This is a genomic window from Streptomyces daliensis (assembly GCF_054782395.1).
The window spans coordinates 196,735-214,722 of sequence record NZ_BAAGSO010000043.1 but is presented as its reverse complement, the minus strand read 5'-3'; the positions used below and the strand labels follow the sequence as shown (position 1 = coordinate 214,722).

Annotated in this window: 18 protein-coding genes; 14 read left to right on the top strand and 4 right to left on the bottom strand. The window is 72.5% G+C overall.

The genetic code is table 11. From position 1 onward, the window contains the following. Positions 1 to 80 precede the first annotated feature (80 nt). From ACYVOO_RS10025 to ACYVOO_RS10015, 3 genes are read left to right on the top strand one after another with little or no spacing between them, the layout of a single operon-like run. The gene (locus ACYVOO_RS10025) at positions 81 to 374 is read left to right on the top strand and encodes a hypothetical protein (protein ID WP_461015281.1); all 294 of its coding nucleotides are present in this window, start codon (positions 81 to 83) and stop codon (positions 372 to 374) included. Then, positions 371 to 643, top strand: a complete 273-nt coding sequence (locus tag ACYVOO_RS10020) for a hypothetical protein (protein ID WP_461015280.1) — start codon at positions 371 to 373, stop codon at positions 641 to 643. Before ACYVOO_RS10025 ends, ACYVOO_RS10020 begins: the two co-directional genes overlap by 4 nt. A gap of 29 nt (positions 644 to 672) precedes the next feature. Then, entirely contained in the window at positions 673 to 1,164 is a 492-nt protein-coding gene (locus ACYVOO_RS10015) for a hypothetical protein (protein ID WP_461015279.1), read from the top strand. A gap of 123 nt (positions 1,165 to 1,287) precedes the next feature. Here the strand turns inward: ACYVOO_RS10015 and metG are convergent, their stop codons facing one another. Continuing rightward, on the bottom strand, positions 1,288 to 3,009 hold the full coding sequence (gene metG / locus ACYVOO_RS10010) for a methionine--tRNA ligase (RefSeq protein ID WP_461015278.1): 1,722 nt from the start codon (positions 3,007 to 3,009) through the stop codon (positions 1,288 to 1,290). Between the two features lie 453 nt (positions 3,010 to 3,462). Here metG and ACYVOO_RS10005 point away from each other — a divergent pair, with 453 nt between their 5' ends. From ACYVOO_RS10005 to ACYVOO_RS09965, 9 genes are all read left to right on the top strand, one after another. Continuing rightward, positions 3,463 to 4,371 (top strand): MBL fold metallo-hydrolase, encoded by a 909-nt coding sequence (locus ACYVOO_RS10005; RefSeq protein WP_461015277.1) that lies wholly within the window; start codon positions 3,463 to 3,465, stop codon positions 4,369 to 4,371. Between the two features lie 296 nt (positions 4,372 to 4,667). Next, entirely contained in the window at positions 4,668 to 5,333 is a 666-nt protein-coding gene (locus tag ACYVOO_RS10000) for a GTP cyclohydrolase II (RefSeq protein ID WP_461015276.1), read from the top strand. Next, positions 5,330 to 7,018: a WD40 repeat domain-containing protein gene (locus ACYVOO_RS09995; RefSeq protein WP_461015275.1), complete on the top strand. Its 1,689-nt coding sequence runs from the start codon at positions 5,330 to 5,332 to the stop codon at positions 7,016 to 7,018. The genes ACYVOO_RS10000 and ACYVOO_RS09995 overlap by 4 nt, the downstream gene beginning before the upstream one ends. 282 nt (positions 7,019 to 7,300) lie before the next feature. Further along, positions 7,301 to 8,032, top strand: a complete 732-nt coding sequence (locus ACYVOO_RS09990; RefSeq protein ID WP_461015274.1) for an SAM-dependent methyltransferase — start codon at positions 7,301 to 7,303, stop codon at positions 8,030 to 8,032. Further along, entirely contained in the window at positions 8,029 to 9,360 is a 1,332-nt protein-coding gene (locus ACYVOO_RS09985) for an SGNH/GDSL hydrolase family protein (protein ID WP_461015273.1), read from the top strand. The genes ACYVOO_RS09990 and ACYVOO_RS09985 overlap by 4 nt, the downstream gene beginning before the upstream one ends. A 65-nt stretch (positions 9,361 to 9,425) precedes the next feature. Next, positions 9,426 to 10,394: a formylglycine-generating enzyme family protein gene (locus ACYVOO_RS09980; protein ID WP_461015289.1), complete on the top strand. Its 969-nt coding sequence runs from the start codon at positions 9,426 to 9,428 to the stop codon at positions 10,392 to 10,394. Beyond that, a complete protein-coding gene (gene ribD / locus ACYVOO_RS09975) occupies positions 10,391 to 11,527 on the top strand; it encodes a bifunctional diaminohydroxyphosphoribosylaminopyrimidine deaminase/5-amino-6-(5-phosphoribosylamino)uracil reductase RibD (protein WP_461015272.1) in 1,137 nt (378 codons plus the stop codon). The genes ACYVOO_RS09980 and ribD overlap by 4 nt, the downstream gene beginning before the upstream one ends. Beyond that, the gene (locus ACYVOO_RS09970) at positions 11,524 to 12,918 is read left to right on the top strand and encodes a flavodoxin family protein (protein WP_461015271.1); all 1,395 of its coding nucleotides are present in this window, start codon (positions 11,524 to 11,526) and stop codon (positions 12,916 to 12,918) included. The genes ribD and ACYVOO_RS09970 overlap by 4 nt, the downstream gene beginning before the upstream one ends. Then, entirely contained in the window at positions 12,899 to 13,636 is a 738-nt protein-coding gene (locus tag ACYVOO_RS09965) for a class I SAM-dependent methyltransferase (RefSeq protein ID WP_461015270.1), read from the top strand. The genes ACYVOO_RS09970 and ACYVOO_RS09965 overlap by 20 nt, the downstream gene beginning before the upstream one ends. 103 nt (positions 13,637 to 13,739) lie before the next feature. On the opposite strand, the gene ACYVOO_RS09960 is transcribed toward ACYVOO_RS09965, so the two are convergent. Further along, entirely contained in the window at positions 13,740 to 14,315 is a 576-nt protein-coding gene (locus ACYVOO_RS09960; protein WP_461015269.1) for a cysteine hydrolase family protein, read from the bottom strand. A 169-nt stretch (positions 14,316 to 14,484) separates the two neighbouring features. On the opposite strand from ACYVOO_RS09960, the gene ACYVOO_RS09955 reads away from it, so the two are divergent. Next, positions 14,485 to 14,925, top strand: a complete 441-nt coding sequence (locus ACYVOO_RS09955; protein ID WP_461015268.1) for a hypothetical protein — start codon at positions 14,485 to 14,487, stop codon at positions 14,923 to 14,925. A 47-nt stretch (positions 14,926 to 14,972) separates the two neighbouring features. Here ACYVOO_RS09955 and ACYVOO_RS09950 read toward each other — a convergent pair whose 3' ends face one another. Then, positions 14,973 to 15,584 carry an NAD(P)H-dependent oxidoreductase gene (locus ACYVOO_RS09950; protein WP_461015267.1) on the bottom strand — a complete coding sequence of 204 codons (612 nt, stop codon included), beginning with the start codon at positions 15,582 to 15,584 and terminating at the stop codon, positions 14,973 to 14,975. A gap of 127 nt (positions 15,585 to 15,711) precedes the next feature. Continuing rightward, complete coding sequence (locus ACYVOO_RS09945; protein ID WP_461015266.1) at positions 15,712 to 17,232, bottom strand: MFS transporter; 1,521 nt, start codon at positions 17,230 to 17,232, stop codon at positions 15,712 to 15,714. 69 nt (positions 17,233 to 17,301) lie between these two features. Here ACYVOO_RS09945 and ACYVOO_RS09940 point away from each other — a divergent pair, with 69 nt between their 5' ends. Continuing rightward, complete coding sequence (locus ACYVOO_RS09940) at positions 17,302 to 17,967, top strand: TetR-like C-terminal domain-containing protein (RefSeq protein ID WP_461015265.1); 666 nt, start codon at positions 17,302 to 17,304, stop codon at positions 17,965 to 17,967. Positions 17,968 to 17,988: the final 21 nt, after the last annotated feature.

Sequence of the window (17,988 nt, the reverse complement as noted above, 5' to 3'; positions counted from 1 at the left end):
GTCGCACGTCCGGTTCGGAGGGCGGACCGGAGAAACCCACCTGCCGACAAGACAGACAGGGCGCTCCGGTCCGACCCTACATGCCCGCCACACTGGGCCGACCGGCGCTCGCCCAGCTCGGCGACACTGCGACGGTCTACTACGACGACGGGGACCTCATCTTCCTCGTCCCCTACGACAGCGGTGGCCGGTTCGGGGTGGGCACCGAGTATCTGAGCATCGGGGCGTGGCTGTTCATGCCCGGTCCGCAACGCACAACGGGTCCGGGTGTGCACTGGCTCAGCGGCAACGACGAGGCGCGCACCTCGCCCGAGGCGCTGCGGTCCGCGCTGGACGCCGTACGCCAGCAGTGGGCGCCGGAGGCGGACCGGTGACCCCCCGCCCCCGGTGCGAGGTGGACGGCGGCGACCACGTGGGCCCCGTCATGCGCTACCTGCCCACCGCGCGCTACCCCTGGCACAACCCGGTGTGGCTGTGCCCCTGGCACGGCGCCTACCTCCCCCTCGCCGCGATCCGCGCCGACGTCACCGGGGAGACCGTCGCCCGCGCCATCACCGTCTTCACCGGAGCCGGAAAACGCCGCACCGACACCGAGCCGGATCCCAAAGCCGCGCCCGCCCTGCACGTGGTGCGCAACCCGTGACCCCCACCCACCACCGACCTGGAGCAACCGTGCCCCGCGACCACACCGTCCTCATCCCCGCCGACCCCGACGATGTCTTCTACGACCCCCACGGGTGGGCAACGTCATCTGGTTTCCCTGTCGCCGTACTCGACGGCCACGCACCCCACTTCGTCATGCGCCGCATCCAAGACCGCGCCGTACGCCTCATGTACCAACTCCCGCACGGCACCGCGTTCCTCACCAGTTACCCGCGCCCGATGCCGTCCGGGCAGGTCATCGAGATCATGGAAGGCAACCTGGCGACGCTCCTCACCGGCTACGCATGCCACGCCCTGCGCCTGCGCGAAAAGGGCGAACGCATCGCCATCGACGGGGAGACCCGCGACTGCCTCAGCACCCTGCTCGCGCCCCGCCACTGGTGGCAGGCCCGCCACACACGCATCGGCAAGGCCCTGCACCACGAGGGCCGCACCGTCATCCTCACGGCACCGCTCGTCGGCGGACGCACACTCCAACTCGCAACGGTGCAGCCAAGCTGACCCCCGTTACCCCCGTCCCCTGGGGAAACCGTCGGCAGCGGTCCAGGGGACGGGCCCCGCCTGCCCCGGCGCCCAGACCCCGCGCCGGGGCAGGCGCACGCACATCGGGGCGCCGCTACACGCTCACGCGGACTCGGGCTCGCCCCCGAACCGCTCGCGGTAGGCCGCGAGGTCGTCCTCGGTGATCTTCTGGAAGAGGACCGGGGGCACCGTGAAGCCCGTCCCGGCCGGGACCGAGGACAGGGACCTGGCCTCGTCGGCGGAGACCCAGCGCGCCGTGTCACCGTCGAGCGCGAACGCCTCACGCATGGCCTTCGCCGTGGCCGGAATGATCGGCTCGGAGACGACGGAGTAGAGGTGGATCAGGTTCATGGCCGTCCGCAGCGTCAGCGCCGCCGCGTCCTTGTCCGTCTTGATCTCCAGCCAGGGCGCCTTCTCCTCCAGGTACACGTTGCCCGCGCTCCACAGCGCGCGCAGCGCCGCCGCCGCCTTGCGGAACTGGAGTGCCTCCATCTGGGCCTCGTACTCCGCGAGCAGTCCGGCGATCTCCTCGCCGAGCCGCTGCTCGGCCTCGCCGGGCTCGGCACCCGCGGGCACGTCGTCGCCGAAGCGCTTCCGCGAGAAGGACAGGACGCGGTTGACGAAGTTGCCGAGGGTGTCGGCGAGGTCCTTGTTGACGACGGAGGCGAACAGCTCCCAGGAGAAGGACGCGTCGTCCGACTCGGGTGCCGCGGCGATCAGGAAGTAGCGCCAGTAGTCGGCGGGGAGCAGTTCCAGCGCGGCGTCGGTGAAGATGCCGCGGTTCTGGGAGGTGGAGAACTTGCCGCCGTAGTAGTTCAGCCAGTTGAAGGACTTGACGAAGTCGACCTTCTTCCACGGCTCGCGGGTGCCGAGCTGGGTGGCCGGGAACATCACGGTGTGGAAGGGGACGTTGTCCTTGGCCATGAACTCGGTGTAGCGGACGGAGTCGTGGGCCTCGTACCACCAGGACTTCCAGTCCCGCTCCTCCGGGCCGGCGTCGGCCCACTCCTTCGTCGCGCCGATGTACTCGATGGGGGCGTCGAACCAGACGTAGAAGACCTTGCCCTCGGCCGCGAGGTCGGGCCAGGTGTCGGCCGGGACGGGCACGCCCCAGTCCAGGTCGCGGGTGATGGAGCGGTCCTGGAGGCCCTCCGTCAGCCACTTGCGGGCGATGGAGGAGGACAGCACGGGCCACTCCTCGCCGTGCGCGTCGATGAACTCCTCGACCTCTCCGGCCAGCTTGGACTGGAGGAGGAAGAGGTGTTTGGTCTCGCGCACCTCCAGCTCCGTGCTGCCGCTGATCGCGGAGCGGGGCTCGATGAGGTCGGTGGGGTCGAGGACGCGGGTGCAGTTCTCGCACTGGTCGCCGCGCGCGTTCTCGTAGCCGCAGAAGGGGCAGGTGCCGACGATGTAGCGGTCGGGGAGGAAGCGCCCGTCGGCCTCGGAGTAGACCTGCCGGATGGCGCGCTCCTCGATGAAGCCGTGCTCGTTGAGCTTGCGCGCGAAGTGCTGGGTGATCTCGACGTTCTGCTGCGAGGAGCTGCGGCCGAAGTAGTCGAAGGCGAGGTCGAAGCCCTCGTAGATCGCGCGCTGCGCGTCGTGCTGCTGGGCGCAGAACTCGTCGACGGGGAGCCCTGCCGCCGCCGCGGCCAGCTCGGCCGGGGTGCCGTGCTCGTCCGTCGCGCAGATGTAGAGGACTTCGTGCTCGCGCTGGCGCAGATAGCGCGCGTACACGTCGGCCGGGAGCATCGACCCGACCATGTTCCCCAGGTGCTTGATCCCGTTGATGTACGGCAGCGCGCTGGTGATGAGGTGTCGAGCCATCCTCGGATGCTCCAATTGATCTTGCGGCCCCTGGGGAGGCGCCGCGGCGGGTGCGGTCAAACGGGACGCAACAACGCCATACAACGCCATCCACGACACTGGTACGCACGACACGTCCAGCATTCGTGCACTCTGCGTGACGATGCGCTAGTGCGGGCCGCCCTCATCCTAGCGACCGGCGCGCTCATCCCGGAATTCGGTTTCCCCGGGGCCCTCGGTGTGCGGGGGCACGGCCACCGAAGAGCGCACAAGGCGCAGATAAGGGGAAATTCACACCATTGCGGATGCCCCGTCGCCCGCCCCCGAGAGGTCCAGGACCCCGGAAGCACAACCGTCGAGCCCCCTTCCTCTTTGCCGCCCGCCCGGAAACCCTGAAAGGGCGCGCGCACCCGGCCCACACGTCGCCGACCAGCGCGGATCCCGTACGTCGAGCAGCCCGGAAGGAACCCCGCCATGGACACCGAGCCCTCCCCTTCCCCCGCCCCCGGCCCGGAAGGGGGCTGGTACGTCGACTCGCGGTGCACCAACTGCGACGTGGCGCGCCAGCTCGCGCCCGACCTGATCCGCGAGGAGCGGGGCCGCTCCGAGATGATCCGGCAGCCACGGGACGCGGCGGAGGAACGGCAGCTCTACGCCGCCGCCTTCGCCTGCCACACCCGCTCGATCCGTCACCCGGCCCACCGCCTCGACCCCGCGAGGGACCCCTACCCCCTCGCGCTGGACGACCACGTACACCTGTGCGGCCACAACGCGCCCCGCACCGCCGCCGCCAACGCCTATCTGCTCCGCCGTCCCGACGGCACCCGGATGATGATCGACACCCCGCGCTGGAGCACGGAGCTGGCCGACCGCTACGAGGCGCTGGGCCGGATCACCGACGTGCTGCTCACGCACCGGGACCACGCCGCGCACGGCCGTCGCTACGCGGACCGCTTCGGGGCTCGGCTGTGGATCCACGAGGGCGACCTCGACGCGGCGCCCGACGCCGACCAGGTGCTGCGCGGCACGGACCCGGTCCGTATCGCGGCGGGCGTGACCGCGTACCCGCTGCCGGGGCACACGCGGGGCAGCGTGCTGTACGTGGCCGACGAGCGGTACTGCTTCAGCGGCGACAGCATGTACTGGTCGCGGACGACGGGCGACGTGGAGGTGGCGGCGAACGTCACCTGGTACTCGATCACGGAGCAGGCGGCCTCGCTGGACCGTACCGTCGGCAGCCTCCGCTTCGAGTGGCTGCTGCCGGGGCACGGCGACCGCAGGCGGCTGCCGTCCGACGAGATGGCGCGCAGGCTGCGGCAACTGGCCGAGCGCGCACGGGAGTTGCGGCCCGGACCCGTCGACTTCGACGCCATGCGGTGGTGATGCCGGGCGGTGGTGATGCCGGGCGGTAGTGATGCCGGGCCGTGGTGATGCCGGGCGCTCACGACACCTTGCGCCGGTGAAGAACGCTGCGGCGCGAGGGCCCTCCCACCTGGGAAACACAGGCAACACGGGGGCCTCAGCAGGCACTTACGTAACGCAAAAGGCTTCGGTGCCCGGCGAAGAAGATTTCGGTACTGCTGCTGGGTACACCGTACTGTGCAAATCCCGTTGACCCCCCATCGTGTGTAGATGGCGCCGCCCCTCGTAGCGGCGCCGCTTCCACGGGAGGGACAACCATGCTCAACGTGTCCAGCGACGAGACGCCGACGATGGAGTCGGCCCGGACGTACTCCGCGGCGATGGTCAGGACCCGCGTCACCGTGCCGGTGTCGGCCGGGAGTACATGGAAGCCCGCTGAAATGGTCACCTTCAGCGACCTCATCGACGACGGCGAGCACATCGCGGTCACCTTCGCGCCGCTCTCCTCCGTACCCCTGGTACGGCTGCACTCGGAGTGCCTGACCGGCGACGTGTTCGGCTCCGGGCGCTGCGACTGCGGCCCGCAGCTCGACGAGTCGGTCAGCATGATCGCCGACGCGGGCGGCATCCTGCTCTACCTGCGCCAGGAGGGCCGGGGCATCGGCCTCTACAACAAGATCGACACCTATCGGGTGCAGGACGAGCTGCAACTCGACACCTTCGCGGCCAACCGCGAACTCGACTTCTCCGACGACTCCCGCGACTACCGGGTGGCGGCGCAGATGCTCCAGGCGCTCGGCGTGCAGCGGATCAGGCTCCTCACCAACAACCCCGACAAGCAGGCCCAGTTGGAGTCCGCGGGCATCGCGGTGGACGAGGTGGTGCCGACCGGCACCTTCCGTACCGCGTACAACGACCGCTATCTGCGCGCCAAGGTCGAGCACAGCGGGCACACCATCACGTTCGCGGAGGAGGCCATATGATTCAGCACCTCGGACCGATCAGCGGCATCGCCGCCTGGCAGGACGCCTACGTGGCGACGGCGGGCTACGACAACCAGGTCATCTGCTGGGACCAGGCCACCGGCAAGGCACTCAGCCGCTCCCTGCACGACCACCTGGCCAACCAGTGCCAGTTCTCGCCCGACGGGCGCTACCTCCTCACCTCCTCCAGCGACTACTCGGCCCGCCTGTGGACCGTGCCCGACCTGCGGCTGAAGGCCGTCTTCGCTGAGCAGGAGGACGACGTCGAGATGTCGGTGTTCCACCCCACCAAGGAGTGGATCGCCACCGCGTCGCGCGACCACAGGGTGCGCGTCTACGACTTCTCCGGCGAACTGCTGGCCACCTTCACCGGGCACACCGCCGACGTCATCTCCGTGGAGTGGGCACGCGGCGCCGACGAGCTGATCTCCTCCAGCGACGACGGCACCATCAAGCGCTGGTCCCTGGAGAGCGGCGGACTGATCGCCGACCTCGACATGAACGGTGTGGAGACCGACACCATCGCCATCTCCTCCGGCGGCACCATCTTCGCGGGCAACGACGACGGCGAGCTGATCGTCATCGCCGGCTCCGGACGCACCGTCGTCCCCGCGCACGGTGCCGGTGTGAAGCGGCTGGTGCTCGACGACGGGCGCGATCTGCTCGTCAGCCTCAGCTACGACCGCACGATGCGGCTGTGGGACGTCTCCGGCGACACACCCTCGCAGGTGGACGCCACCGACCTGCCCGACGACGTGTGGCCGCGCTCGTGCGCCTTCGCGGGCGGCACCACCCTGGTCTTCGCCACGTTCGGCGCCCGCTACCGGGGCTACGACTACCGCACCCGCACCTGGGAGACCGCCGAGGTGGCGCCCACCGGTGGTGTGAACGCGGTGCTGCCGACGGACTCGGGCGAGGTCCTCACCGTCGGCGACGCGGGCGAGGTGCGCAGGGACGGCGCACTCGTCGCACGCACGGGCAGCCTGTGCAACTTCCTCACCCCGCTCGGCCAACTGGTGCTCTCCGGGGGCCAGTTGGGTAAGGTCTTCGACGCGCTGACGGGCAAGGAGCTGTACCAGCACCACTCGCCCCTCAACTGCGCCGTCGCCTTCGAGCGCGAGGGCGAGCGGTACGCGGTCGTCGGCGCCTACACCGGCGAGGGGCTGCTGCTGCGGCTCACCGCGGACGGCGGCGTCGAGCATGTGCGGGACCTGCCGCTGCACGCCAACGCCGTCAAGGGTGTGGCCGTCAGCGGAGACTTCCTCTTCTCGGTGGCAGCCGACGCGTCAGCGACCTGGTACCGCATCTCCACACTGGAGCCGGTGGCGACGGTGGAGGACGCGCACGAGAAGATCGCCAACGGCTGTGTGGGCCTGGCCGACGGCTGGTTCGCCACCGTCAGCCGCGACCTGGTGCTGCGCCTCTTCGACCCGGAGCGCCACGCCGAGAACGTCGCCACCCCGCACACCCACTCGGTCAAGTGCGTGGCGGCCTCCGACGACGGCCGCCTCGTCGCGACGGGCAGCTACGACGGGCGCGTCGCGCTCTACGACCGGGCCGAGGGAAGCTGGACCGTCGACGTGCGGCCGACCACCGCCGGGATCTCCTGCCTCGCCTACGACGCACAGCGCAAGGGCTTCGTCGCCGGTTCCTACGACGGCCGCGTGCACCCCATCGACGGCTGAACCCACGGCTGAACCGGCGGCCGAGGGCCCGTCGGCGGGGCGACGGTGCCCCGCCCCACTCTCCCCTCACGCTTCACCTTCCGGCCTCGGGCCCTCCGTGCCCTGACGCCGAGCCACCCCCCTTCCCCTCTCCTCTACCCAGGCCGCGCCGGGCGCGGTGCCGGGTCGTGCCGTGGTGCCCTCGTGCGCCGGTGCGGGCCGCCACCGCGCCCGCGGCCCGCCGCCGCGCTCCGCACACGAGAGCGCGCGCCGCACTCCCCACACGACAGGAGTCATAGGTGCATGGATACACATGACATAGCCGAGGCGTACACCGTCGTCCCCGTCGCGGCGCCGCCGCTCGCCGACGAGGAGTACGCGGCGGTACTGCGCGCCGACTTCACGGACCACTACGCACACGGCCGCGACATCTGGACCGGCGAGGAGGCCATGCGCGAGACACCCCGCATCCTGCTGGCCGCGCTGGCGGACGTCCGGGACGCGCACATCCTCGACATCGGTACGGGGCACGGCCGGGACGCGGCCATCCTGCTGGCGGGCGGCCACCGGGTGACGGGCATCGACCTCGTCGCCTCGGACGAGTGGGCCGGGCTCCGCGCACGCTGGCCGGGGCGGGCCAGGTTCGGGGCAGCGGAGCTGACGGAGCCGGGCGAGCTGACCGGGGCACGGCAGTACGACGCCGTACTGGACAACGGCTGCCTTCACCACCAGCACCCGGACCGCTACCCCGCCTATCTGCGGCGCGTACACGAACTGCTGCACCCTGGCGGCCTGTTGACAGTCTCCGTGTTCCACTCGGCGGCCGAGCGGGGCGACCTGTTCGTCAACGGCGGGCGGCGGCTGTACCGGGAGTTCACCGAGGCGGAGCTGGCCGGGCTGCTCACCGCGCACGGCTTCAGCGTGGTGGAACTGCGCACCGTGCCACGGGGCAGGGACGCGCTCCACTACCTCGTCGGCACGTTCCGCAGCACGCCCGCCGCCACCACCGACGCCGACGCCGACGAGCTGACGTGAGCGGGGGCAACGGGGGAAGCACCGGGAAAGCGGTGCGGCGCCGGGTCGTGCTGGGGGGCGTCGCCGCCATGTGCGCCGCGCTGCTCTCCCCCACGACGGCCAGCGCGGGGAGTGCGGGGAGTGGGGAGAACACCCCCGGCTGGACCGGCACTTGGGGCACAGCGCCCGCACCCGCCGCGCCCGACGGCATCTCCCGCGAGGGCTTCGAGGACCGCACCCTGCGCATGGTGGCCCACACCTCCGTCGGCGGCGACTCGCTGCGGCTGCGCTTCTCGCACGCCTACGGCACCACACCGCTGACGCTCGGCCGTACCACCGTCGCACTCTCCCAACCCGGTTCACCCGCCTCGGCGGTGCCCGGCAGCCTGCGCGAGGTCACCTTCGACGGGGGCGCCAAGGGCACCACCGTGGCGGCGGGCACCGAGAAGCACAGCGACCCGCTGGGGTTCGACGTGCCCGCCGGGTCCGACCTCCTCGTCAGCGTGCATCTGCCGCGCGCCACGGGCCCCGTCACCTGGCACTGGCTGGCCCACCAGCACACGTACCTCTCGGGACCCGGCGACCACGCGGCCGAGGACGGCGCCGAGTCCTTCACCAGCACCGAGACCTCCTGGTTCTTCCTCACCGGGGTCGATGTGCGAGGGTCCGAGGCGCGCGGCACCATCGTCGCGCTCGGCGACTCGCAGACCGACGGCGGCGGCTCCACCGTCGACGGCAACGGCCGCTGGACGGACGCCTTCGCGCGGCGCCTCGCCGACACCCCCGCGACGCGCGGCACCGGCGTGCTCAACAAGGGGCTCGGCGGCAACCGTGTGCTGCGCGACGGCCAGGAGACCGACCGGCCGCAGCGGGGCACGAGCGCGCTCGGCCGCTTCGAGCGCGATGTGCTCGGGCAGTCGGGGGTGCGCGGCGCCGTGCTGTACGAGGGCATCAACGACCTCCAGCTGGAGCCCTTCGCCACGGCCGACGAGGTGGTGGCGGGGCTGCGCACGATCGCGGCGCGGCTGCGTGCCGAGGGTGTGCCCGTCGTCGTCGGCACCCTCACCCCGTTCAAGGGCTCGCCCCTGTGGACCCCGGAGGCGGAGCGCGCGCGGGTGGCGGTCAACGAACGGCTGCGCTCCCCGGACGCCTCGGCGGACTTCGACGCCGTCGCCGACTTCGACGCGGCCGTGCGCGACCCCGCGGACCCGGAGCGGGTGCGGGCCGGTTTCGACAGCGGGGACCACATCCATCTGAACGACGACGGCTACCGGGCCGTCGCCGGAGCGGTCCCCCTGGAACCGTTCAGCGGCGCCCCGGTGACCGCCAGCGAGCGGAGGCATCCGTGACATCCGTGACGAACGCTTCGATGACCGGCTCCACCACGTCCACCACGTCCACCACGCCGACGGTGATGGCCAACCCCAACACCCTCTCCGACCGCGCCGCGATGGGACTGCCCGACACCTTCGTGCCGCGCGGCGCCTCCCCGTGGCCGCTGCGCGCGCACGGCGACCTGCTCGGGGCGCGCGCCGACACCCTCGTCGCCGTAGCCGAGGACCCGGTGCAGTCCTTCGCGCGGCGGTACGCGGCGGGCACGGTGCTCGGCCTCGTCGGCGACCCGCGCATCCGTCCCGACGACCCGCCCATGGCGGACGTGCCCGCCGCCACCGTACGGCTGGGCCTGGACCCCTCCGAGGTTGAGGCGGTCACGGCGCGCTGGCGGCACGTGGGTGTGGAGGCGGACTGGATCGCCAAGGAGTGCCCCGTGTACGAGGTGTCGCTGCCCGCGTTCCGTATCGCGCGCCACCCCGTCACCAACGCCGAGTACCGGCTCTTCCTGGAGGCGACGGGCAGCACCGCGCTGCCCACCTCGTGGACGTTCGGGGTGTGGCAGGAGGGGCGCGGCAACCATCCGGTGTGGACGGTCGCGCCGGAGGCCGCCGACGCCTACGCCGCGTGGCTGGCCGCGCGTACGGGCAGGCGGTTCCGGCTGCCGACCGAGGCCGAGTGGGAGTACGCCGCCTCGGGCGGGGACGGGCGCGACTTCCCGTGGGGCGAGGAGTTCCTGCCGGGCCACGCCAACACCGCCGAGCACGGCCCGCTGACCACCACCCCGATCGGCATCCACCCCGCCGGGCGCTCGCCGTTCGGGGTGCACGACATGGCGGGCAACGTCGAGGAGTACACGGCCGACGCGTACAGCCCGTACCCGGGAGGCACCGCGGTGGCCGACGACCTCGCGGTGCGCCGGGGCAGCTACCGCATCGCGCGCGGCGGCAGCTTCACCCGCTTCGGCGATCTGGCCAGGTGCCGCCGCAGGCACGGCTGGTACGCGCGCGACATCTACGCGATGGGGTTCCGGCTGGCGGAGACACCATGAGGGGCGGCGAGATCACGGCACCGGCCGCCTCGTCCGTCGAGGTCGCCGCGATGCACCGCGCGATCGGCCTGGCCGCGTGCGCGGCGGGCCGCACCAGCCCGAACCCGCTGGTCGGCTGCGTCATCCTCGGCCCCACGGGAGACACCGTGGGCGAGGGCTTCCACCGGGGCGCGGGCCATATGCACGCGGAGGTCGAGGCACTGGCCGCCGCGGGTGTCCGGGCCCGTGGCGCCACCGCCGTCGTCACCCTGGAGCCGTGCAACCACCAGGGCCGTACGGGTCCGTGCGCCGAGGCACTGCTCGCGGCGGGTGTGTCCCGGGTGCTGTACGCGGTGCCCGACCCGAACGCGCTCGCCTCGGGCGGGGCGCGACGGCTGCGGGACGCGGGCGTCGAGGTGCTCGGGGACGTGCGTCGCGCGGAGGCCGAACGCGTCAACGAGCTGTGGCTGACGGCGACCCGCCTTGCCCGGCCCTGCGTCACCTGGAAGTTCGGCGGCAGCCTCGACGGCCGGTCGGCCGCGCCCGACGGCACCTCGCGCTGGATCACCGGCCAGGAGGCACGCGCCGATGTGCACGCCGTACGCGCTGCACACGACGCGATACTGGTCGGCTCCGGCACCCTGCACGCCGACGACCCGCACCTCGGTGTGCGGCACGGCCACGGGGCGCCGGGCGGCCAGCAGCCGCTGCGGGTGGTCCTGGACCGCATGGGCCGCATCCGCCGCGACGCGCGGGTGCTCGACGAGGCGGCGCCGACGCTGGTCGTCGTCGGCGAGGACACCCCGCGCCCCGAACTGCCGGAACGGCACGAGGTGTTGCGGGCCCCCGTGGTGGACGGCGCCCTCGATCTGACGGCCGTCACCGACGCGCTGTACGCACGCGGGCTGCGGTCCGTCCTGCTGGAGGGCGGCGCGGGACTGGCCGCCGGGTTCGCGGCACGGGGGCTGCTGGACCGCGTCGTCTCCTACGTGGCACCCCTGCTGCTCGGCGCCGGTGCCCACCCCGTGCTCGCCGACTTCGGCGTGGGCACGCTCGCCGACGGGCTGCGCCTGCGGCTGGACGAGGTGACCAGGCTCGGCGAGGACGTACGGCTCGTGCTGCGCGCCAGGCCACTGCCAGGGGAGGGCGCGTGAGGCCACGGCTCGCCGTCATCTACCACAGCAGGCACGGCACCCTGCGCACCCTCTCCCTCGCAGCCGCCGAGGGTGCGCGGCGGGAGGGCGCACGGGTGCGGGTGCTCCAGGTGGCGGACGAGGACGGGCCGGGCGCGACGGGTGCGACGGGTGCGGCAGGCGGGCGTGTGCCGAGGTGGCCCGAGCGCGTCGCGGTCCCGGAGGACGTGATGCGCGCCGACGCGGTGCTGCTGGCGGGCCCCACCTACTTCGGGAACGTCTCCTCGTCCCTGAAGCGCTTCCTGGAGAGCGCCACCCCGCTGTGGCGCGAGGGACTGCTCGCCGACCGGCTGGTGACGGGGATGACATCCTCGACATGCACGCACGGCGGCCGGGAGGCGACGCTCCTGGCGCTGCACCAGACCGTCTACCACTGGGGCTGCTGGGTGGCCGGCGCCGATCCGGGCGCGCCCCACTTCGGGCTGTCGGGCGGCAATCCGTACGGCCTGTCGGCCGTCGGCGGGCGCGGGCCCTCCGGTCCCGCTGAGCGGGAGGGGGCGCGGGAGCTGGGCTCGCGGCTGGCCGCGCTCGCCGCGCGCAAGGGCTCCTTTCCCGCGCCCTCGGCCGGGGGCGGGTACGGGTCCGGGGAGGCGGGTGGCGGGCCCGTCAAGGCGCTGGTGGTGCACGTGCCCGGTGACGCGGCCGTGCGGCTGATGGCGCTGGAGGCCGCAGCGGCGATGCGCGCGGCGGGCGCGCGGGTGCGGCTGCGGCGCCTCGCGGACATGCCGGGCGGGCCAGGCCGGCGTGACGGCGGACACGGCGACGTACGTGGTGGCGGTGCGCACGGCCGCGACGTGAAGCGGTGGCCGGGGCCCCTCGCCGCACCGGCAGGCCCTGAGGACGTCGCGTGGGCGGACACGGTGCTGTTCGGGGCACCCGCGCGGCTCGGCGCGGTGGCGGGCACGCTGACGGGGTTCCTCCAGTCGCTGGCCGACGGGCTGGGCCCTGCCCCGCTGCGGGACAAGCCGTGCGGCGGCTTCGTCTCGGTGGAGCACACCCACGCGGGCAGCGAGTCCGCGCTGCTGGGGCTCAACCATCTGCTGCTCAGCGGCGGCGCGCTCGTCGTGCCGCCCGGCTACACGGCACGCGCGGTCTACGAGGCGGGCGGCAACCCGTACGGCACCTCGTACCCGCTGTCACTGGGCGCGTCCCCCGGCCCCGGCGCGCTCGCCGCCGTCGCGCACCAGGCCAGGCGCGCCGTCATGGCGGCGGCCCGTATCAGGCCGCTGCCGCTGACAACCCGTCACATCAAGGAGCCCGCAGGCACGTCGGCCGGGCACCACGCCGTGGCAGGCGTTCCTGCCACGGGACCGGAGGAGGAGAGGTACGGGTATGAGCTACCAGCAGTATGACGCCATCGGTGAGACCTACGAGGGGTTCAAGTCGCTGCCGATGGCGCGCTATCCGGAACAGTCGAGCTTCCTCGGGCTGCTCGGTGACATGCGCGGCCTGTCGGTGCTGGACCTCGCGTGCGGCACGGGCTTCTACAGTCGCGGGATCAAGCGGCTCGGCGCCGATCGAGTGCTGGGGGTGGACATCTCGCGCGAGATGGTCGCCGCGGCGCGCGCGATCGAGGAGCGGCAGCCCCTCGGTGTGCGCTACGCCGTGGGGGACGTGGCCGATCTGCCGGTGCCCGAGGCGCCGTTCGACGTGGCCACCGCCGTTTACCTCCTCAACTACGCGGAGGACGTGGGCGCGATGGAGAAGATGTGCCGCAGCGTGCACCGCTCTCTCGCCCCCGGTGGCGGCTTCCATGTCCTGACCCAGGCACCCGACTACCGCTTCGACGGGCCCTCCATGGCCAAGTACGGGTTTCTGTACGAGCGCGTCGGCGAGGGCCCGATGGGTCCCCGCGTGTGCATCACGGCGCTGCTCGACCCGCCCGTCGAGTTCGTCACGGGCTACCCCAGGCGCGAGGTGTACGAGGAGTGCCTGACCGCGGCCGGGTTCCGCGACCTGGTCTGGGAGCCGCTGACGGTGCCCGAGGAGGGCAGGCGTGCGATGGGCGAGGGCTTCTGGGACGACTTCCTGGCCAACCCGCCGCTGGAGATGCTGCGCTGCCGCGCGTGAGGGTGCGTGCGGCAGCGGTGCCCTTCCCGGATCGCCGCCCGTAGTGCGGGCGGGCGGCGCTCACGGCGCGGTACTCACCCGCCCGGCGTTCACAACTCAGCGTTCACAGCGCGGTGTTCACAGCTCCCGTCGCGGCGAAGTCCACCTCGGCCGACGGCAGCACCCGGATGCTCCGGCCGGGGAAGTCGAGGTGCCGGAAGATCTCGTTGTGGTGCGCGAGCGAGCGCTCCGGTGCGGCCAGCTCGCCGCCCTCGGGCCGTGCGGACGTGGTGTGTCCGTCCGCGACGAGCACCACGTCGTACCCGTGGCTCAGCGCCTGCCGCGCGGTGGTGTCCACGCAGATCTCCGTCGCGAACCCGGTGACGACCACCTCGGTGACCCCCAGGCCCTTGAGGATCTCGTCGAGGCCGGTGCCGAGGAAGCTGTCGGCGCTGGTCTTGGGGACGATCAACTCCCCGTCGCCCGGCGCGAGTTCGGGCACGATCCGCCAGCCCTCCGTGCCCGGCTCCAGCTCCTTCCCCTGCTGCTGCACCGTCACCACCGGCACCCCGGCCGCCAGCGCACGGGCACGGAGCCCGCCGATCACGGCGACGGTCTCGGCGGCCCGGTGCGCGATGGCCATGAGGGCGTTCTGCATGTCGATGACGAGGAGCGCGGGGACGTGTGGCACATGTGGCATGGGCTCACCGTAGCCGCACCTTGCCGCTGCCGGTATCGGCTTCCCCGGCCGGGAACCACCGGCACCGTCCGCGAACAGGCAGTTCAAGCTTTCCTCAAGGTTCTCCCACGGTCGGCCGGACACAGTATCCGTGATCGGTTCTGGTCAACTGACCCAGAAGGAGTCGAAGATGCGGATCAGACGTGGATTGCAACTGGCGATCGCGGCCGGCGCACTTGTCGTCGGGACGACCACCTCAGCCGTGGCGACCACGGCCCCCCAAGGCGACACGGGGAGTCATAGCACCCACAGCAGCCAGGAAGCGCGGTCGGGCGACGGCGACAAGAGCGGATGCCAGGGTTCCGCCGCCAAGAAGGCGTCCGGCACGACACGCGCCGACATCACACCCGCCACGTGGTCAAAACCCCTGCTCCAACAGGCCGACTCCGGCAAGCAGCAGCCCGCACTGAACAGTTGCCGGCCTTCCGGCACGGGCTGGGTCTACGTCGACGAGTTCTTCTGGGGCTCCACCTGCGAGCTGCAAGGCGAGATGGGAAAGCCGGTCGCCTGGACCGAGCACCGCTGCACCTGCGGTGGCCTGACCAGCTACTACCAGCTCTGGGTGCGCTAACCCCCGTCACCCGTCACCCGTCACCCGCCCGCCCCTCGCGTGACCTGTCACCCGTAGAACCCGTCACCGCGCCCCGGTGAGGCCGAGCGGACCGCGCGTTCGGTGCGGCGCAGGTGGAGCAGCAGTCGCATGGCCACACAGGGGTCGGAGATGGCCAGGCTGCCGTCCGCCTGCTCCCACAGGGCCTCGGGGACGCGCGAGGAGACGGTGCGCGGGCCGACGATCTCGCAGTCGGTGCCGAGCAGCAGGAGTTCGATGTCGGTGCAGGGCACGGGGCTGACCACGTCCGTCTCCGATGTCGTCAGCACGGCGGTGGGCTTGCCCGCGAGGGGCGCTCCCGCGGGGTCGGCGTAACAGGTCAGCCGGTCCAGCGCGGCGAGCAGTGGCCCGGTGCCGGGGTGCTCGGTCCCGTCGGCCTCCGGTTCGCGGCTGGCGGTGATGAAGGCGTCCGCCTCCTCCGCCCTGGCCAGCAGCGCGCGTGCTTCGGGGGACGGTGCGGAGTCGGCCGCGTCCGAGAACGTACGGAAGCCGTACGGGACGTGGCACACCTCCACCTGGAGGCCCGCCAGTCCGGGCTGGGCGAGGGCCCGTAACAGCCGCGCGCTGACGGGGTCCGTGTGCCGGGGCGGGCAGAGGGCAAGTATCCGCACCTCACGCATGGGTTCCGCTTCCTTTCGCTCTCGTTCTGGTGCTGTGACCTCGCGCCGCCGCGAGGCGCCGTGCGGGAGCCGGTGCCGCCCACGGGGGCGGCACCGGCCGGTGTGCGGCTCGTGCCCGGCTCGTGCGTCAGGCGCCGCGCGCGGGCCGCAGCCTTCGGGCGAGGACGATGCCCGCCAGTGCCAGCAGCGCGGTGAGCGCGAACACGCTGACGAGCGCGGTGCGCGTGCTGGAGTCGTAGTGCTGCGCGAGCGCGATGGCGGCGCCGCCGAGCCCGGCGATGAGCCCGGTGGCGAGGGTCTGGGCGAGCTGGAGCGCACCGCTGGTCTCGCCCTGCTTCTCGGCGGGTGCCTGTTCGAGGGTGTCGGTCGTGGAGGCGTTGAAGGCGACACCCATGCCGAGACCGCCGACCGCCCAGCCCACGATGGCGATCCACGCGGGCACCGCGGTGGTGACGATCGTCAGCGCGATGATCACCACTCCGACGAGCAGGACGACGAAGCCGAGCGCCGTGCTGGCGACGCGGCTGCCGGGGGCGCCGCTGTCCCGCTTGGCCTGGTACAGGGAGCCGACGACCCAGGTGATGGCTCCCGCCGACAGGCCGATACCGGCGGCCGTCGCGCCCATGCCGCGCTCCTCCTGGAGCCCGAGCGGCAGGAACGCCTCGCTGCCGAAGTAGACGCCGCACAGCAGACCGCGCACGACGATGCCCGCGCCGATGCCGGGGCGTGCGCTCAAAGTGCCCTCGGGCGTGACGCGGCGCAGGGCCGGGACAGCGATGAGGACGCCGACCACAGAGAGCACGGCCAGCAGCGCGAGGTTCTCCAGCAGCAGCGCCTGGAGCAGCAGTCCGGTGCCCACGGTGAGCAGGATGGCGCTGGCCAGCGGGCCCTTCCACCACGGCGTGGCGGACGCGGAAGCGGACGCGTCGGCGTCGGCGTCGGCGGCCTCGGGGCGCGGGATGCGGCGCAGCCCCGGCAGCGTCAGCAGCGCGGCGACGGCGGCGATGGGCAGCATCAGCAGGAACACCGCGCGCCAGCTGCTGAGGTCGGTCAGAGTGCCCGCGACGGCGGGGCCGACGAGGGAGGGGATGGTCCACGCCGAGGAGAGCAGCGCGAACATCCGCGCCCGCAGGTGCTCGGGGTAGGCGAGGCCGATCATGGTGTACGCCATGGACATCACGGCGCCGACGCCGAGGCCCTGCGCGAAGCGGCCCACGAGGAAGAGCGGCCAGTTCGCCGCGGCTCCGGCCACCGCGCAGCCGAGAGCGAAGACGATCATGCCGACGGCCATCGGGCGCAGCGGCCCGCCCCGGTCGGCCGAGCGCCCGGCGAGGACCGTGCCGACGATGTTGGCGAGCATCAGCGCGGACAGGCCCCAGCCGTAGGCGCCGAGTCCGTCCAGGTCATGGGCGATCCCGGGCAGCACCGTGGCCACGCCGAGCGATTCAAAGGCGACCATGCCGACGGAGAGCAGCACGCCGAGGGTGAGCGCGCGGTAGGGCCCGCTGAAGACGCTCTCCTTGGTGTCGGGCGCGTGCCCGGCCGTCGCGGATCCCGTGGTCGCGGATCCGGTCGTCGCGGACTCGGCCGTCGGCGGGGAGCCGTGTCCGGGGGAGTTCTCGGCTGCCTCGTCGATGTGCTGGGACATGGGGGCAACTCCTTCGAAGGAATTTCGTTCCGTTGTGGATCGGAACGGAATGCTACCTATACTGAGGGCATGGTGAACACCCCAAGGAGCGGTGGCGGCGCGGGCACCGCCGCGCCGCCGCCCCAGAAGCGGACCGGCAGACCACGCGACGAGCGCATCGACCGGGCGGTCAGGGACGCGGTGATGGAGATCCTCAACGAGGTGGGGTACGCCAGCCTCACCCTGGAGGCGGTCGCTTCACGGGGCGGCACCAGCAAGCCCGCGCTGCGCAGGCGGTGGCGCTCGCGTCAGCACCTCGTCGTGGACTCGCTGGCCGAGACCCTGGGCACCACGCCGACCCCGGACACGGGCTGCACCCACTGCGACCTCATCGCCGGGATCGGCACCCTCAGCCAGGCGTTCACCACCACCGTGGGCCGCCGCGCGCTGCCCGCGCTCGTGGCCGACCTCGCCGACGACCCGCAGCTGGAACGGGAGTTCCTCGACTCCTTCTTCCACCCCCGCAGGGCCTCGACGGCCGAGGCGCTGAGGCGCGGCATCCGCCGGGGCGACATCCGTGCCGACGCCGACATCGATCTGCTCCTGGACATGCTGGCCTCGACGACGTACTACCGGGTCCTCTTCGCCCACCTCCCGGTCACCCCCACGCTCGCGGAGGACGTCGTCACCGTCGTCCTCGCCGGGGTGGCCACCGAGCAGTGGCGGGACGAGCACGGGCACGGCACCGCCTTCTGAGCCCCCCTTCGGGGAGAGGCG

Excerpts from the sequence above, each read along its gene's own strand:
- ACYVOO_RS09965 (WP_461015270.1), top strand. The coding sequence starts at position 12,899 with ATGAGCTACCAGCAGTATGACGCCATCGGTGAGACCTACGAGGGGTTC.
- ACYVOO_RS09980 (WP_461015289.1), top strand. The coding sequence starts at position 9,426 with ATGGCCAACCCCAACACCCTCTCCGACCGCGCCGCGATGGGACTGCCC.
- ACYVOO_RS10005 (WP_461015277.1), top strand. The coding sequence starts at position 3,463 with ATGGACACCGAGCCCTCCCCTTCCCCCGCCCCCGGCCCGGAAGGGGGC.
- ACYVOO_RS09945 (WP_461015266.1), bottom strand. The coding sequence starts at position 17,232 with ATGTCCCAGCACATCGACGAGGCAGCCGAGAACTCCCCCGGACACGGC.
- ribD (WP_461015272.1), top strand. The coding sequence starts at position 10,391 with ATGAGGGGCGGCGAGATCACGGCACCGGCCGCCTCGTCCGTCGAGGTC.
- ACYVOO_RS09940 (WP_461015265.1), top strand. The coding sequence starts at position 17,302 with ATGGTGAACACCCCAAGGAGCGGTGGCGGCGCGGGCACCGCCGCGCCG.
- ACYVOO_RS09955 (WP_461015268.1), top strand. The coding sequence starts at position 14,485 with ATGCGGATCAGACGTGGATTGCAACTGGCGATCGCGGCCGGCGCACTT.
- ACYVOO_RS09950 (WP_461015267.1), bottom strand. The coding sequence starts at position 15,584 with ATGCGTGAGGTGCGGATACTTGCCCTCTGCCCGCCCCGGCACACGGAC.
- ACYVOO_RS09995 (WP_461015275.1), top strand. The coding sequence starts at position 5,330 with ATGATTCAGCACCTCGGACCGATCAGCGGCATCGCCGCCTGGCAGGAC.
- ACYVOO_RS10025 (WP_461015281.1), top strand. The coding sequence starts at position 81 with ATGCCCGCCACACTGGGCCGACCGGCGCTCGCCCAGCTCGGCGACACT.
- ACYVOO_RS09990 (WP_461015274.1), top strand. The coding sequence starts at position 7,301 with ATGGATACACATGACATAGCCGAGGCGTACACCGTCGTCCCCGTCGCG.
- ACYVOO_RS10000 (WP_461015276.1), top strand. The coding sequence starts at position 4,668 with ATGCTCAACGTGTCCAGCGACGAGACGCCGACGATGGAGTCGGCCCGG.
- metG (WP_461015278.1), bottom strand. The coding sequence starts at position 3,009 with ATGGCTCGACACCTCATCACCAGCGCGCTGCCGTACATCAACGGGATC.
- ACYVOO_RS09960 (WP_461015269.1), bottom strand. The coding sequence starts at position 14,315 with ATGCCACATGTGCCACACGTCCCCGCGCTCCTCGTCATCGACATGCAG.